This is a genomic window from uncultured Streptococcus sp. (assembly GCF_938036805.1).
Classification (GTDB): Bacteria; Bacillota; Bacilli; order Lactobacillales; family Streptococcaceae; genus Streptococcus.
The window spans coordinates 1-14164 of the sequence record NZ_CALHWC010000189.1 but is presented as its reverse complement, the minus strand read 5'-3'; the positions used below and the strand labels follow the sequence as shown (position 1 = coordinate 14164).

Sequence of the window (14164 nt, the reverse complement as noted above, 5' to 3'; positions counted from 1 at the left end):
GGACGACGAAATCGAATTCTAACGAATTACCGATTTCTGTCCCACTCTCTTTTTATTGCATTAAAAGTATAAATTATTGTTATTGGTCTGTTTTTGAGAGACCAAGGCTGATTATGATGAGGGTAAAAAAGAATGCAGACAAGAGGCCTCTTGTGGTACTGTTTAGAAAAGGCTTGTCAAAAACATAAAAATTATAAGCAGAAAAACCTAATCCAAGGAGAGTTATCATAGCTGAAATAGCCAGCAGAATTAACCAAATTTTTCTTTTATCCATTATGAAGACCATTCTTTATTTTCTATGAACTAAGTATATCACAATAAGCAAAAAGCGACATGACATGGAAGTCAGATTGTAGAGCCTATTTCCTGACTTTTTCCAAAAGCCCTTTTTTCATTCTTACATAGAAACAGTTGTTTACTATATAAAAAAAAATGAGGCAGTATTGATTTCTGCCTCACTATCAGTTTATTGGAAAAATGGATTGAAATTCTTTTCGTGACCAATCGTTGTGTCATTTCCATGGCCGGGATAGACGCGATAGTCTTTGGGTAAGACAAATAACTCTTCGCGGATACCAGTAAGGAGCTGGTCCATGCTACCAGTCGGCAGATCTGTACGACCGATGGTTTCACGGAAGAGGGCATCACCAGTCAGGACGACCTGATCTTCTGGGAAAATAATGGAAACTCCTCCGATAGAATGACCAGGGGTTGGAACAACGTAGAAAGAAAAGTCATCCAGCTGGTAGTCCTCGTGATAGTTGAAAAAATATTCAGCAGGTCTGAGAATGACGTCTTCCAAATCTGCATGGCGGTCGAGACCTGAAAGATTATCAGTAGGAGTATAGAGCCAGCTTGCTTCGCTCTCAGCTACATAGACGGGTGGATTGGCAAAATTATCTCGGACCTTATCCAGACTCATGATATGATCGTAATGCGTATGAGTCAGTAAAATAGCTGTGATGGGTTTAGCAATTTCTTCTAGCTTGCGTTGAATCTTCCGCCAGTCGCTGCCAGGGTCAACGACGATGACATGACGGTCATTTTCAAGGACATAAGTATTTTCAAAAGCAATGAGATTGACAATTTTGTGAACTTTCATTGGGCTTCCTTTGCGTATGTTTTCTCAATAAAGAGTGTAACAAAAAAGCAGAAATTTTGCACAAAATTAATTTTGTAGCTTAGCTTATTTTCAGATGTCTCAGGCTGGCATTTGTGATATAATCATAGCAGTATGACACAATCGAACTATAAATATGCTGTCATCGACTTGGAGGCTACAAGTGCGAACAGCAATGCAAAAATTATTCAAATCGGCATTGTTATCATTGAAAACGGGATGATTTGCCAAACGTATGAAACAGATGTGAATCCGCATGAGGCTCTGGATGAGCATATTAAACAGCTGACAGGATTGGATGATCAGCGCTTACGCCAAGCTCCGGATTTTTCACAGGTTGCCCGTGAAGTTTATGAACTTATTGAAGATGCGATTTTTGTCGCTCATAATGTCAAGTTTGATGCCAATTTATTGGCAGAAGCTCTCTTTTGGGAAGGCTTTGACCTGCTGACTCCGAGAGTGGATACGGTGGAATTAGCTCAGGTTTTTTATCCGACTTTTGATAAATATGCCTTAGGAAATCTGTGCGAGCTTCTGGAAATTCCTCTGGAAAATGCTCATACCGCTTTGGCAGATGCTCAGGCGACAGCTCAGCTATTTCTAAAAATCCAGAAAAAGATGACTGGACTGCCAAAAGCTTTTCTGGAGAAGGTGCTGGAATTTTCCAATAGTCTCATCTATGAGTCACGGCTAGCTATAGAAGAGATTTTTCAGTCGATGCCAGACTATTCTGGAAAGGCTTTGCAGGAGACGCACGGTATCTTTTTGAAAAAGCCGAGAATCCTGCCGCCTGAGAAGAAACTTTCACAGGACTTTCTGACCAACCTTTATCTGCTGGGGCTAGACGAGCGTCCCGACCAGCTGAGATTTGCGGAGTATGTGACTGAGGCGCTTAGTCAGACGGCACCTAGCTTTTTGGAGGCTCAGACAGGGCTTGGCAAGACTTTTGGCTATTTTTTGCCTATTTTGGCTCATGGTCAGGATAGAGTCTTAGTAACCGTTCCGACGAAGATTTTACAGGACCAGCTGATGCAAAAGGAAGGCCGACTCTTAGAGGAAGTCTTTCATATCTCCTTTCATAATCTCAAAAGTCCCGAAAATTATCTAAAATTAGATCATTTTTATCAAAGTCTATCGGTTTTGGATGACAATCGACTTGTTAATCGTTGCAAAATGCAGCTTTTGATCTGGCTGACAGAGACGGAGACGGGTGATTTAAATGAAATCGGTCAGGCTTATCGTTTTGAGTCTTACTTTAGTCAGATACGCCATGATGGGAAATTAAGCAAGCATTCGCTCTTTTATGAAGAGGATTTTTGGCGACTGGGGCAGGTCAAGGCAGCTAGCAGTCGTGTCGTGATTACCAATCATGCTTACCTTCTGACGCGCCTTGAAGATGATCAGTCTTTGCTGGACAATCGGATGCTGGTGGTGGACGAGGCTCAAAAAATGTTTTTTGTCTTGGAAAGTTTTTCGCAGGCCAGTATCAATTTGACCAAGCAATTGCAAACTATCAGCCAAGCTTTGCAGACAGAAAAACAGATTTTACAAGAACGCCTCTTGCAAAGCATCCAATTTGAACTGGCGGATGCTGCTGAAAAGCATCGGGGCAAGACCAGTGAATTGGATTCACAGAAGATAGCCAAGCTGCGTCAGGATGTGTCTGAGCTGGATGAAAACTTGCTGCCAGAGCTCAGGGAATTGTTTTCAACTAAGTACCAATACTACTGGCTAACGGAAGAGCAGTTTGCAGATCATCGGGTGACAAGGCTTCATGCTGGACGCTCAGAACTCATGAGATTTAAGGATTTCCTGCCTGATACCGTTAAGGTAATCTTGGTTTCCTCTACTTTGGAGATTAGTTCCAAGGTGAATTTACCTCAGTTACTAGGTTTTGAGGATTATTATTTTTATAAACTTCCTCAGCAAAAGAAGCCCCTGCAGAAACTTTTCTTAGATCTAGATTTTCCAGATGTGGTGGAGTTATCAACGCAGGAATATGCTGAGAGGATTGTCGCAAGCTTGGAGAGTTTAGCTCTATTGAATCTGCCAATGGTGGTTCTCTTTACCTCCAAAGATTTATTGCTTGCCACTTCAGACCAGCTGACCTTGCCGCATTTGGCCCAGTATAAGAACGGCGAGCCAGCCAATATCAAGCGTCGTTTTGACAAGGGAGAGGCCACTATCTTGCTGGGAGCAGGCAGTTTCTGGGAAGGAGCGGATTTTGCTCAGCAAGAGCAAATTATTCAGCTGATCACACGGATTCCTTTTGATAATCCCAGAGATTTCTTTGTGCAAAAGATCAATCATCATCTGAAGGCAGAAGGCAAAAATCCTTTTTACGATTATCAGTTGCCGTCAGCTATTTTACGATTGAAGCAGGCCATGGGACGAACCCGTCGCAATGAACACCAAAAGTCGGCGGTTATACTTCTCGACAAGCGTATTTCAACTAAGCGCTATGGTCGGCAAATCCAGCAAAATCTAAATCAATTGGCATCTCTAGAAATGCTGTCGCAGCGGGATATTGTAAAGGAATTAAAAGAATTTTTCGACTAAAACTGCTTGAAAACAGTCAATTTTATCTGGCTGTTTTTCTAAATGATTGCAAATTTTCTCGGCTACTGATGCCAAAAATCTGCTATAATGAAAAGACTAGGAAGAAGGTTATGACGTGAAAAAGAATCTACCAGGAATTGCTCTATCATTTGCGATAGCAGCTATTGCCATTTATTTAGGGAATTGGTTTCCGCTGATTGGATCCAGTGTGTTTGCCATTGTCTTAGGAATTTTGCTTAGTAATTTATGGAAATTGCCAGACTCCTTTCAGCCGGGCTTGACCTATTCAGGAAAGAAACTGCTTCAATATTCTATTATCTTTTTAGGTTTTTCTATGTCAATCGGCAAGGTCTCTGCAACGGGTTTGTCCTCTTTGAAGATTAGTCTTTTAACTATTTTGATTGCATTCTTGGCGGCCTATGCAGCTGGGAAGTTCTTCAAGATGAGACGTGTTTTAACCATTTTGATTGGCTTTGGAACGGCAATTTGTGGTGGTTCAGCTATTGCAGCAGCTTCGCCCATTTTAGAAGCAGAAGAAGAGGATATTGCTCTTTCCATTTCAACCATCTTCTTTTTCAATATTTTAGCTGTTTTTATCTTTCCTTTTCTGGGGCATCTCATGCAAATGTCTGATGCCTATTTTGGGACTTGGGCAGGGACGGCCATCAATGATACTTCGTCAGTCGTTGCGGCGGGTTATACTTACAGTCAAGCAGCGGGAGATTTGGCAACTATTGTCAAACTAAGCAGAGCCTTGATGATTGTACCCGCCTGCCTCACCTTTGCAGGCTATCGATATGTTCGAGATAAGCGGTCAGCTCAAAAAGTAGACTTGAAGAAGATTTTTCCATGGTTTATTTTGTGGTTTGTCCTGGCTTCTGTAGTGAGCAGTTTGGGAATTTTTCCATCAAATCTAGTTCCTTACACGAAACTTTTATCCCAATGGCTGATGGCTATGGCCTTAGCAGGAATTGGAACCAAGGTGTCATTCAAACAGTTCAGGGAGGCTGGAGCGGGACCTTTATTAACCGGAGCTTTTGCTTGGTTCTGCGTCGCAGTTTCTAGTTTGATTATCCAATATTTTTTGTAAGAAAGGAAAATTATGCCTTCACAGCGAAGAACATTTGAGTCTCGGATTGATTACAGCTTGCTTTTACCTGTCTTGCTCTTACTATCAATCGGAGTTACGGCTATTTATATAGCGGTTAGTCATGATTATCCAAATAATGTCTTGCAGATTGTTGGTCAGCAAGTAGTTTGGATTTTATTAGGCTTTCTGATTAGCTTTATCGTTATGTTTTTTAACACTAAGTTTCTTTGGAAGATGACGCCTTTTCTGTATGTTTTAGGCTTAGGACTTATGGTTCTTCCGCTTGTATTTTATAGTGAGAGCTTAGTGGCTTCTACAGGGGCGAAAAACTGGGTATCTATTCGCGGGGTTACTCTCTTTCAGCCATCTGAATTTATGAAAATTTCATATATTTTGATGCTGTCGCGAGTTGTAGTGAAGTTTCTGCAGCAAAATAAGAACTATGAGCGAACCATTGCTTTAGATCTCTTTTTGATTGTAAAATTAGCATTATATACCTTGCCAGTCTTGTTTCTTTTAGCCTTGCAGAGTGATTTGGGGACAGCTCTAGTATTTGCTGCGATTTACTGCGGCATTGTTCTCTTATCTGGTGTTTCGTGGAAGATTATTCTACCAGTTTTCTTGACAGTATCCCTTCTTTTTACTGTCTTTATGTTGATCTTTATTTCAAATGGTGGCCGTGCTTTTCTCCATGGGTTAGGGATGCCGACTTATCAGATCAATCGGATTTCAGCTTGGCTGCATCCCTTTGAGTACGCTCAGACGATAACTTATCAACAGGCACAGGGGCAGATTGCTATTGGAAGTGGTGGTTTGTTAGGTCAAGGATTTAATGTCTCAAATCTGCTGGTACCTGTCCGTGAAAGTGATATGATTTTCACCGTGATTGCAGAGGATTTTGGCTTTCTTGGCTCTAGTTTAGTGATTGTTATCTATCTGGTTTTGATTTATCGCATGCTCCAGATCACTATCAAGTCCAACAATCAGTTCTACACTTATATCTCGACCGGCCTCATTATGATGCTCCTCTTTCATATTTTTGAAAATATTGGTGCTGTGACAGGGATTTTGCCTTTGACAGGGATTCCGCTCCCCTTCATTTCCCAAGGGGGCTCCTCTATCGTCAGCAATCTCATCGGAATCGGCCTCCTACTGTCTGTCTCTTATCAGAATAATCTAGAGGAGGAGAAGCGAGCTGTCACGCCAGCCGTTCGTAAAAAAGTTGTACTTAGAAAAATAAAATAAGAAATGGATACCTCGTATCCTAGAAAGGTGTTTTATATGAAAAAAGTAGCTCTTATGTTAGCCAATGGCTTTGAAGAAATAGAAGCTCTTACCGTTGTCGATGTCTTGCGTCGTGCAGGCTTTATTTGTGATATGATTGGCTTTGAGGAGGCTGTGACCGGCTCTCACCAGATTACTGTCAAAGCCGATCAAGTCTGGAATGGGGATTTATCTGCTTATGATATGGTCGTTCTTCCGGGCGGTATGCCAGGATCAACTAATCTGCGTGATGACGACCGCTTGATGGAAGTTCTGCAGGAATTTCAAGCAGAAGGTAAATTTGTCGCAGCGATCTGTGCGGCTCCCATTGCCCTTGACCGCGCAGGGCTCCTGAATGATAAGAACTTCACTTGCTACGATGGAGTGGAAGCCAACATTGAAAACGGTAGCTATCAGAAGCAGACCGTTGTCATAGATGGAAAGTTAATCACCAGCCGTGGCCCATCCACAGCCCTGCCTTTTGCCTATGAGTTGGTTCACCAGTTAGGCGGAGATGCAGATCAATTGGCAAGTTCTATGCTTTTTAAAGATGTTTTTGAGAACTAAAAGATTCACTCGATTTTCGGGTGATTTTTTTCTGTCTAAGTTGGATGAAAAATCGATGAAAATATGCTATTTCATCATAAATAAAAGCCCCTTTTTTTCAAAAAATATGGTATAATAAAGGGTATGAATTATCAAGATTACATCTGGGATTTAGGTGGGACTCTCTTGGATAATTATGAGACTTCAACCGCAGCTTTTGTCCATACCTTGCAGGACTTTGGTCTGACTGCGAGTCATGATGAAGTTTATAAGGCTCTCAAGGTTTCGACAGAGTATGCAGTCCGCCAGTTTGCCCCTAGAAACAAGGAATTTTTAAAGGCTTATAAGGCGAACGAGGCCAAGGAATTAGAGCATCCGATTTTATTTGACGGTGCATCAGAATTATTGGCGCAAATTATCCAGCAAGGTGGCAGAAACTTTCTGATTTCTCACCGAGATGATCAGGTGTTAGAGATTTTGCAGAAGACGCAGATTGATCCTTATTTTACAGAAGTAGTGACGGCTACTAATGGTTTTAAACGTAAGCCGGATCCTGAGTCTATGCTGTATTTAAAAGACAAGTACCAGATTGAGTCTGGGCTGGTTATCGGAGATCGCCCGATTGATATCGAAGCTGGTCAGGCGGCCGGCTTTAGCTGCTACCTCTTTGATAATATGAAAAATCTTGAAGAATTTGTAGATATTGAACTAGAAAAGGAATAACATGACAGAAGAAAAGCAACAAGACATACAAGCGCAAGAATATGACGCTAGTCAGATTCAGGTCTTGGAGGGCTTAGAAGCCGTTCGGATGCGCCCTGGTATGTATATCGGTTCAACCTCTAAGGAAGGTTTGCACCACTTAGTATGGGAAATTGTTGACAATTCGATTGATGAAGCCTTGGCTGGCTTTGCCACTCACATTCAAGTCTTTATCGAAAAAGATAATTCGATTACAGTTGTTGATGATGGTCGAGGCATTCCGGTTGATATTCAGGAGAAAACAGGCCGTCCAGCTGTGGAAACTGTCTTTACTGTCCTTCACGCAGGAGGAAAATTCGGTGGTGGCGGATACAAGGTCTCGGGAGGTCTGCACGGTGTGGGCTCTTCCGTTGTAAATGCCCTGTCCACTCAGCTGGATGTCCGCGTTTATAAAAACGGCCAGATTCATTACCAAGAATACCGTCGTGGTCATGTAGTCGCTGATCTAGAAGTCATCGGTGAGACAGATCGTACAGGTACGACAGTCCACTTTACACCGGATCCAGAGATTTTCACTGAAACAGTGGAATTTGACTTTGAGAAGCTTAATAAACGGGTGCAAGAACTGGCCTTCCTCAATCGTGGTCTCAGAATTTCTATCACTGATAAGCGGGATGGAATGGAGCAGGCCAAGGATTACCACTATGAAGGTGGGATTGCCAGCTATGTCCAATACATCAATGAAAACAAGGATGTTATCTTTGATACGCCGATTTATACTGACGGCGAAATGGACGATATTACGGTTGAAGTGGCTATGCAGTACACGACCGGCTACCATGAAACAGTCATGAGCTTTGCCAATAACATCCATACCCACGAGGGTGGAACGCATGAGCAAGGCTTCCGGACAGCCCTGACACGGGTCATCAATGACTATGCCAAGAAAAACAAGCTTCTCAAAGAAAACGAAGACAATCTGACTGGGGAAGATGTGCGTGAGGGACTGACAGCAGTCATCTCTGTCAAGCACCCCAACCCTCAGTTTGAAGGTCAGACCAAGACCAAGCTGGGTAATAGCGAAGTAGTCAAGATTACTAATCGCCTCTTCAGTGAAGCTTTCTCAGATTTCCTTTTGGAAAATCCTGCGGTGGCTCGAAAAATCGTTGAAAAGGGAATTTTGGCTTCTAAGGCTAGAATTGCTGCTAAGCGAGCTCGGGAAGTAACCCGCAAGAAGTCTGGTTTGGAAATCTCTAATCTGCCAGGGAAATTGGCTGATTGCTCGTCCAACAACCCACAGGAAACAGAACTCTTCATCGTGGAGGGAGACTCAGCGGGTGGTTCAGCTAAGTCTGGGCGTAACCGTGAATTTCAGGCTATTTTGCCGATTCGCGGTAAAATTCTCAACGTTGAAAAAGCCAGTATGGATAAGATTCTGGCTAATGAAGAAATCCGCAGTCTCTTTACTGCTATGGGAACTGGTTTTGGAGCTGACTTTGATGTTAGCAAGGCTCGCTATCATAAATTAGTCATCATGACTGATGCGGACGTGGATGGAGCTCACATTCGGACTTTGCTCCTAACTTTGATTTACCGCTACATGAAGCCGGTTCTGGAAGCAGGTTATGTCTACATCGCCCAACCACCAATCTATGGTGTCAAGGTCGGCAGCGAGGTAAAAGAATACATCCAGCCAGGTGCTAATCAAGAAGAAGAACTGCAAGCTGCTCTTGAGCGCTATAGCGAAGGTCGCTCTAAGCCGACGATTCAGCGCTACAAAGGTTTGGGAGAAATGGATGACCATCAGTTGTGGGAAACGACCATGAACCCAGAACACCGTCTAATGGCGCGAGTTTCTGTCGATGATGCTGCGGAAGCTGATAAGATTTTCGATATGCTGATGGGAGATCGTGTAGAGCCTCGTCGTGACTTTATCGAAAAAAATGCAGTATATAGCACACTTGATGTCTAAAAAGTTAGAAAAAACAACCATTACAAATGAATTTGTGATATAATCAATATGTTTGCTTTTTAGTAAAAGAATGAAGGAGTTTTATATGTCTAATGGACTGATTATTCTCATTATTGTAGTAGCAGCACTATTAATTTTAGGCTATTTTACTGCTATCTATATGAGAAAACGAAATGAAGCGAAGCTTCGAAGTTTGGAGGAGAAAAAAGAGGAACTTTACAATCTTCCCGTGAATGATGAAGTGGAAGAAGTTAAAAATTTACATTTGATTGGGCAAAGTCAAGTGACTTTCCGTGAATGGAATCAAAAATGGGTAGACCTTTCTTTAAATTCATTTGCTGACATTGAGAACAATCTCTTTGAGGCAGAGGGCTACAATAATTCTTTCCGTTTCCTCAAAGCCAAGCACGCGATCGAAAATATTGAAAGCCAAATTGATTTAATCAGTGAAGATATTCATGCGATTCGTCAGGCTTTAGAAGATCTCAAAAAACAAGAATCTAAAAATAGCGGACGAGTTTTACATGCCCTAGATCTATTTGAAAATTTGCAGCATACTGTAGCTAGCAATCCTGACGCTTATGGACGAGCTCTTGCAGAAATTCAGAAGCAAATGGAAAATATTGAGTCTGATTTCTCTCAATTTGTTACTCTCAATTCTTCAGGGGATCCTGTGGAAGCGGCAGAAATCTTAGACAAAACAGAAGATCGTATCTTGGCACTAACACAGATCGTCGAAAAAGTTCCAGCAATTGTAGAAGACTTGACTGAGAAATTACCAGATCAATTAGAAGATTTGGAGTCTGGCTACCGCAAATTATTGGAAACCAATTATCATTTTATTGAGACTGACTTAGAGGCGCGTTTCCAACAACTTCGTGCTAGTTTGAAACGAAATGAAGAAAATCTTGCGGCTTTGGAGTTGGATAATGCCTTGTATGAGAATGAACAGATTCAAGAGGAAATCGATGCTCTGTATGCTATCTTTACTCGAGAAATTGAGGCTCATAAAGTCGTTGAGAAGTTGGTGAACTACCTTCCTGACTATTTAGAACACACTAAAGAGAATAACCAACAGCTTCAAAGTGAAATGGAACGCTTGTCGCATTCATTCTTATTGTCAGAACCTGAGATTAGCCATATTAGAGATTTAAAATCTGAACTGTCTGCTCAAGAAGAAGTCGTTCTGACTGCTCTCGAAGATGCAGCTGAGATGAAGAAGCCATTCTCACTTGTTAAGGAAGAGTTGGAATCCATTCAAGCTCGTTTGAGAGAAATCGAAGATGAACAAGTTGAACTTGGTGAGCAACTAGATAAGATTGAAAAAGACGATGTCAATGCCCGTCAAAAAGTTACGATTTACGCCAATAAATTGCATACGATTAAGCGATTTATGGAAAAACGTAATTTACCGGGTATTCCAGAGTCCTTCTTAACAATTTTCTTTGGAGCAAGCGACTATATTGAGGAGCTGGCTAGAGAGTTGGAAGCAACTCGTGTGAATATCGAATCTGTTAACCGCTGGTTAGAGATTCTGGCAAATACAATGAATGAATTGGAAGAAGAGACATATCGAATCGTTCGAAATTCTACCTTAACAGAGCAGTTGCTACAATACTCTAACCGTTATCGTTCCTTCGATGATAATGTGCAGGCAGCCTTCAATGAATCCCTTCATGCCTTTGAAGTTGAATTTGACTATGCAAAATCTTTGGAAATTATTTCAAAAACCTTGGATGTTGTTGAGCCTGGGGTTTCAGCTCGTTTCATCAACTCATATGAAAAAACACGCGAAAATATTCGCTTCTAAGAAAGTTCCTTCGGGAACTTTTTTCTTTGCAATCTAGCTTGTCTTGTCACTGAAAATCCTGTATAATACAACAAATCATAGAAAACATGAGGTGAGTAGATGGGTCAGGTCAAAGGTCTATTGGTTATGGATGTAGATAGCACTCTTATTATGGAAGAGGGGATTGATTTACTGGGCGAGGAAGCAGGAGTTGGGCAGCAAGTAGCCGATATTACCGAGCGAGCCATGCGCGGGGAATTGGATTTCGAGGCTGCCTTACGGGAGAGGGTTTTACTCTTGGAGGGGCTTCCAGAAACTATCTTTTCGCGGATAGCTGACAAGATTCATTTCACGCCTGGTGCTAAAAAATTAGTAGATGAGCTGCATGTGCGTGGCTACAAGGTTGGCTTGGTGTCAGGTGGTTTTCATGAAACGGTGGATAGACTGGCTGAGGAGCTAGGAATTGACTATGTAAAGGCCAATCGCTTAGAAATCAAGAATGGCTTGCTTACAGGTCATGTTTTGGGAGATATTGTTAGTAAAGATACTAAAGTTCAGATGCTGAAAGAATGGGCTCAAGAAAATGGTTTGGAATTAAATCAAACCATTGCTATGGGAGATGGTGCCAATGATTTGCCTATGATTCAAACGGCAGGCATTGGAATTGCTTTTAATGCCAAGCCAATTGTAAGAGAGCAAGCGCCCTATCAAATCAATGTTTATGATCTCTATCAAGTAATGGATATTTTAGATGGGAAGGAAAAATAGGAGGCACGATGCATATCTTGTTAGCACCAGATTCTTTTAAGGAAAGTTTGTCTGCCGTTCAGGTAGCAGAAGCCTTGAAAGAAGGTTTTTCCCAAGCCTTGCCAGAGGCGACTTTTGACTTACTGCCTATTGGAGATGGCGGCGAGGGGACTGTGGCTGCCTTGATTTCGGCTATGAAGCTAAAGGAGTTTCGCCACTGGGTGACCGGACCTTTCGGCCAGCCAGTCGAAATGAAATATGCAAGACAAGACCAGCTAGCCCTTTTTGAAATGGCAGATTTAGTGGGACTGGCTTTAATTCCTAAGGAAAAACGCAATCCTTTAGGCTTAGAAACCAGAGGGCTGGGGGAGCTGATTCTTCATTTGGCCGAAAATGGAGTCAGGAAGATTCTGGTCGGTGTTGGAGGCTCGGCGACGAATGATGGGGGAATCGGTATGGCAGCAGGCTTAGGTTATGAATTTTTTGATGAAAACAATCATCGACTGCGACCGATCGGTTCCTCTTTAGGGAGAGTTGCTCGAATTTCTGCGGAACGTGTTCCAACTTGCTTGGATGATATAGAAATTGAGATTTTGACAGATGTTTCCAATCCTTTATGTGGTCAGCAGGGAGCAACGCAGGTCTTTGGACGGCAGAAAGACCTGTCTGAATGGCTTCTTTCATCTGTCGATCAGGAAATGAGGAACTTTTATGAGCTGGCCAATCCACAGATTTTTACCCAAGCTGGTGCTGGCGCAGGAGGGGGCATGGCAGCAGGGCTGGTTACATTTGCTAAGGGGAAAGTCGTGTCAGGAATTGACACCTGTCTGGATTTGCTGGATTTTGACCGCAGGGTTAAAGAAGCGGATTTAGTTGTTGTTGGTGAGGGGCGCATGGATAAGCAGTCTTTGGCAGGAAAGGCTCCAGTTGGAGTAGCAAGGCGGACGCCGAAAGAGATTCCTGTTCTTGCAATTTGTGGCAGTTTAGCAGCTGATTTGCCCCCATTTCCTAGAGAAAATATTCAAGCAGCTTTTCCAATTATCTCCCAAGTTGCGGATTTGGATGAAACCTTAGCCCAGGCGAGGGAAAATCTGGTTCGTACTGCTCGCAATATTGGCAACCTATTAGCCATCAAAAAAAGACTGGGACAAAAGTCCTAGCCTCTCAATTGTCTTTGGATTGTCGAGCAAGACGCAGTGGTTGAGTGGGCTCTACTAGGCTGATTTCATCAGCTTTTACAGCCCTACTAAACCGTGCGGAGATGGGACGACGAAATCGAATTCTAACGAATTACCGATTTCTGTCCCCCCTCTCTTTTTCAGTAAATATTCGATTTCTTTGATGATTAAGCCGTTTGCAAATTCAAATAGATCGCAGGAAAGGTCTCCGTGGTCATTGACCAAAATTGTTAGAATCCGACTTTGCTCGGCATTAGTGTGATAGTATTGGCAACTAAACTGTGTGGAACTGTCCTGATAAGCTTCCTTTATCCTGTGGAGGTAGCCTTCTTTTCCCTGAATGATTTCTGGGGATTCTCCATGCAGGTCCCAGATGACATGCTCGTCTAAAAAAGTTTGATAAATGTCCCAGTCACGCTGATTTTTCGCCTCGAAAAAGGCAAATAATTTCTCTAAATTCGTCATTTATGAAACATTTTTTTCCAAAGAGAAGTTTTCTTGCGGGGAGATGGTTTACTCTCTGCTGGATGGAGGACGTCGGCAAATTGCTTGCTCAAGTCTTTTTCTTCCGCAATCACAGGACGATCACTATGGATCACCAAACCGAAAGGAGAGGATTGGCAAAAAGCAGAGACGATGGTGGCCTCGCAGCCTAAGTCTTTGGCGGTTTTTAGGTAGAAAACCTGCTGGCTGGATATGACTTCAGGCGATATTTTGACTGTGACAGGATGGTAGCTTTTAGTGATCTTCTCAACTATTTCTTTAAAATGCTGCTTTAGGAGAGTAGAATTTGCATCAGAAATAGAGCAGTAGCCAATCACCCGCTCTTCAAAAGTTTCCAGAAATTTGCGCTGTTCATCAGGATTGAGCTTAGCATTTCCCTGAGATTTTTCCATGATAATGTTATTTAGATCTGTCATGTTTCTAGTATATCATAAATAAAGGATTTCTGATTTTCAAACCGTTAAGAAAAAGATAGGATGTAACCGATTGCATTTCAAAAATTGTGATTTTTCAAGCAAAGCTGCTGTTTTTCCTTGAAAAAAAAGCGCTTTTGAGGTATCATAGACTAGTAAATAATTTTAAACAATAAGGAGAGTCAAAATGTCAATTATTACTGATGTTTACGCTCGCGAAGTCCTCGACTCACGCGGTAACCCAACACTTGAAGTAGAAGTTTATACTGAATCAGGTGCTT

At 42.2% G+C, this 14164-nt stretch carries 12 protein-coding genes and 1 pseudogene; 10 read left to right on the top strand and 3 right to left on the bottom strand.

Translation table 11 applies throughout. The features are described from left to right. Window positions 1–466: 466 nt before the first annotated feature. Window positions 467–1102 (bottom strand): MBL fold metallo-hydrolase, encoded by a 636-nt coding sequence (locus Q0191_RS07875; protein ID WP_297665375.1) that lies wholly within the window; start codon window positions 1100–1102, stop codon window positions 467–469. Window positions 1103–1234: 132 nt separating this feature from the next. Between Q0191_RS07875 and Q0191_RS07870 the strand changes: the two genes are divergently transcribed. The 9 genes from Q0191_RS07870 (at window position 1235) to Q0191_RS07830 (ending at window position 12948) form a co-directional block, all read left to right on the top strand. Further along, window positions 1235–3679, top strand: a complete 2445-nt coding sequence (locus Q0191_RS07870) for a bifunctional DnaQ family exonuclease/ATP-dependent helicase (RefSeq protein ID WP_297665373.1) — start codon at window positions 1235–1237, stop codon at window positions 3677–3679. A gap of 115 nt (window positions 3680–3794) precedes the next feature. After that, window positions 3795–4769: a YeiH family protein gene (locus Q0191_RS07865; protein ID WP_297665371.1), complete on the top strand. Its 975-nt coding sequence runs from the start codon at window positions 3795–3797 to the stop codon at window positions 4767–4769. A 12-nt stretch (window positions 4770–4781) separates the two neighbouring features. Next, on the top strand, window positions 4782–6014 hold the full coding sequence (locus Q0191_RS07860; protein ID WP_297665369.1) for an FtsW/RodA/SpoVE family cell cycle protein: 1233 nt from the start codon (window positions 4782–4784) through the stop codon (window positions 6012–6014). 36 nt (window positions 6015–6050) lie between these two features. Beyond that, the gene (locus Q0191_RS07855; RefSeq protein ID WP_297665367.1) at window positions 6051–6599 is read left to right on the top strand and encodes a DJ-1 family glyoxalase III; all 549 of its coding nucleotides are present in this window, start codon (window positions 6051–6053) and stop codon (window positions 6597–6599) included. Window positions 6600–6722: 123 nt separating this feature from the next. Then, a complete protein-coding gene (locus Q0191_RS07850) occupies window positions 6723–7301 on the top strand; it encodes an HAD-IA family hydrolase (protein WP_297665365.1) in 579 nt (192 codons plus the stop codon). Window position 7302: 1 nt separating this feature from the next. Next, window positions 7303–9252, top strand: coding sequence for a DNA topoisomerase (ATP-hydrolyzing) subunit B (gene gyrB, locus Q0191_RS07845; protein WP_061910407.1), 1950 nt, complete (start codon window positions 7303–7305; stop codon window positions 9250–9252). Between the two features lie 85 nt (window positions 9253–9337). Next, window positions 9338–11062 carry a septation ring formation regulator EzrA gene (gene ezrA / locus Q0191_RS07840; RefSeq protein ID WP_297665361.1) on the top strand — a complete coding sequence of 575 codons (1725 nt, stop codon included), beginning with the start codon at window positions 9338–9340 and terminating at the stop codon, window positions 11060–11062. 99 nt (window positions 11063–11161) lie between these two features. After that, a complete protein-coding gene (gene serB / locus Q0191_RS07835) occupies window positions 11162–11809 on the top strand; it encodes a phosphoserine phosphatase SerB (RefSeq protein WP_297665359.1) in 648 nt (215 codons plus the stop codon). A gap of 8 nt (window positions 11810–11817) precedes the next feature. Further along, a complete protein-coding gene (locus Q0191_RS07830; protein ID WP_297665357.1) occupies window positions 11818–12948 on the top strand; it encodes a glycerate kinase in 1131 nt (376 codons plus the stop codon). 153 nt (window positions 12949–13101) lie between these two features. Here Q0191_RS07830 and Q0191_RS07825 read toward each other — a convergent pair. Continuing rightward, window positions 13102–13431: pseudogene (locus tag Q0191_RS07825) on the bottom strand (nuclear transport factor 2 family protein); the annotation flags it as partial. After that, window positions 13428–13886: a DUF1694 domain-containing protein gene (locus Q0191_RS07820; protein ID WP_297665355.1), complete on the bottom strand. Its 459-nt coding sequence runs from the start codon at window positions 13884–13886 to the stop codon at window positions 13428–13430. The gene Q0191_RS07820 and the pseudogene Q0191_RS07825, both read right to left, overlap by 4 nt. A gap of 184 nt (window positions 13887–14070) precedes the next feature. On the opposite strand from Q0191_RS07820, the gene Q0191_RS07815 reads away from it, so the two are divergent. After that, window positions 14071–14164, top strand: a 94-nt coding sequence (locus Q0191_RS07815; protein WP_297665380.1) for a hypothetical protein, incomplete at its 3' end; no start/stop codon positions are given.

Coding starts and splice junctions, on each gene's coding strand:
- Q0191_RS07850 (WP_297665365.1), top strand. CDS start 6,723: ATGAATTATCAAGATTACATCTGGGATTTAGGTGGGACTCTCTTGGAT.
- Q0191_RS07875 (WP_297665375.1), bottom strand. CDS start 1,102: ATGAAAGTTCACAAAATTGTCAATCTCATTGCTTTTGAAAATACTTAT.
- gyrB (WP_061910407.1), top strand. CDS start 7,303: ATGACAGAAGAAAAGCAACAAGACATACAAGCGCAAGAATATGACGCT.
- serB (WP_297665359.1), top strand. CDS start 11,162: ATGGGTCAGGTCAAAGGTCTATTGGTTATGGATGTAGATAGCACTCTT.
- Q0191_RS07855 (WP_297665367.1), top strand. CDS start 6,051: ATGAAAAAAGTAGCTCTTATGTTAGCCAATGGCTTTGAAGAAATAGAA.
- Q0191_RS07870 (WP_297665373.1), top strand. CDS start 1,235: ATGACACAATCGAACTATAAATATGCTGTCATCGACTTGGAGGCTACA.
- ezrA (WP_297665361.1), top strand. CDS start 9,338: ATGTCTAATGGACTGATTATTCTCATTATTGTAGTAGCAGCACTATTA.
- Q0191_RS07860 (WP_297665369.1), top strand. CDS start 4,782: ATGCCTTCACAGCGAAGAACATTTGAGTCTCGGATTGATTACAGCTTG.
- Q0191_RS07820 (WP_297665355.1), bottom strand. CDS start 13,886: ATGACAGATCTAAATAACATTATCATGGAAAAATCTCAGGGAAATGCT.
- Q0191_RS07830 (WP_297665357.1), top strand. CDS start 11,818: ATGCATATCTTGTTAGCACCAGATTCTTTTAAGGAAAGTTTGTCTGCC.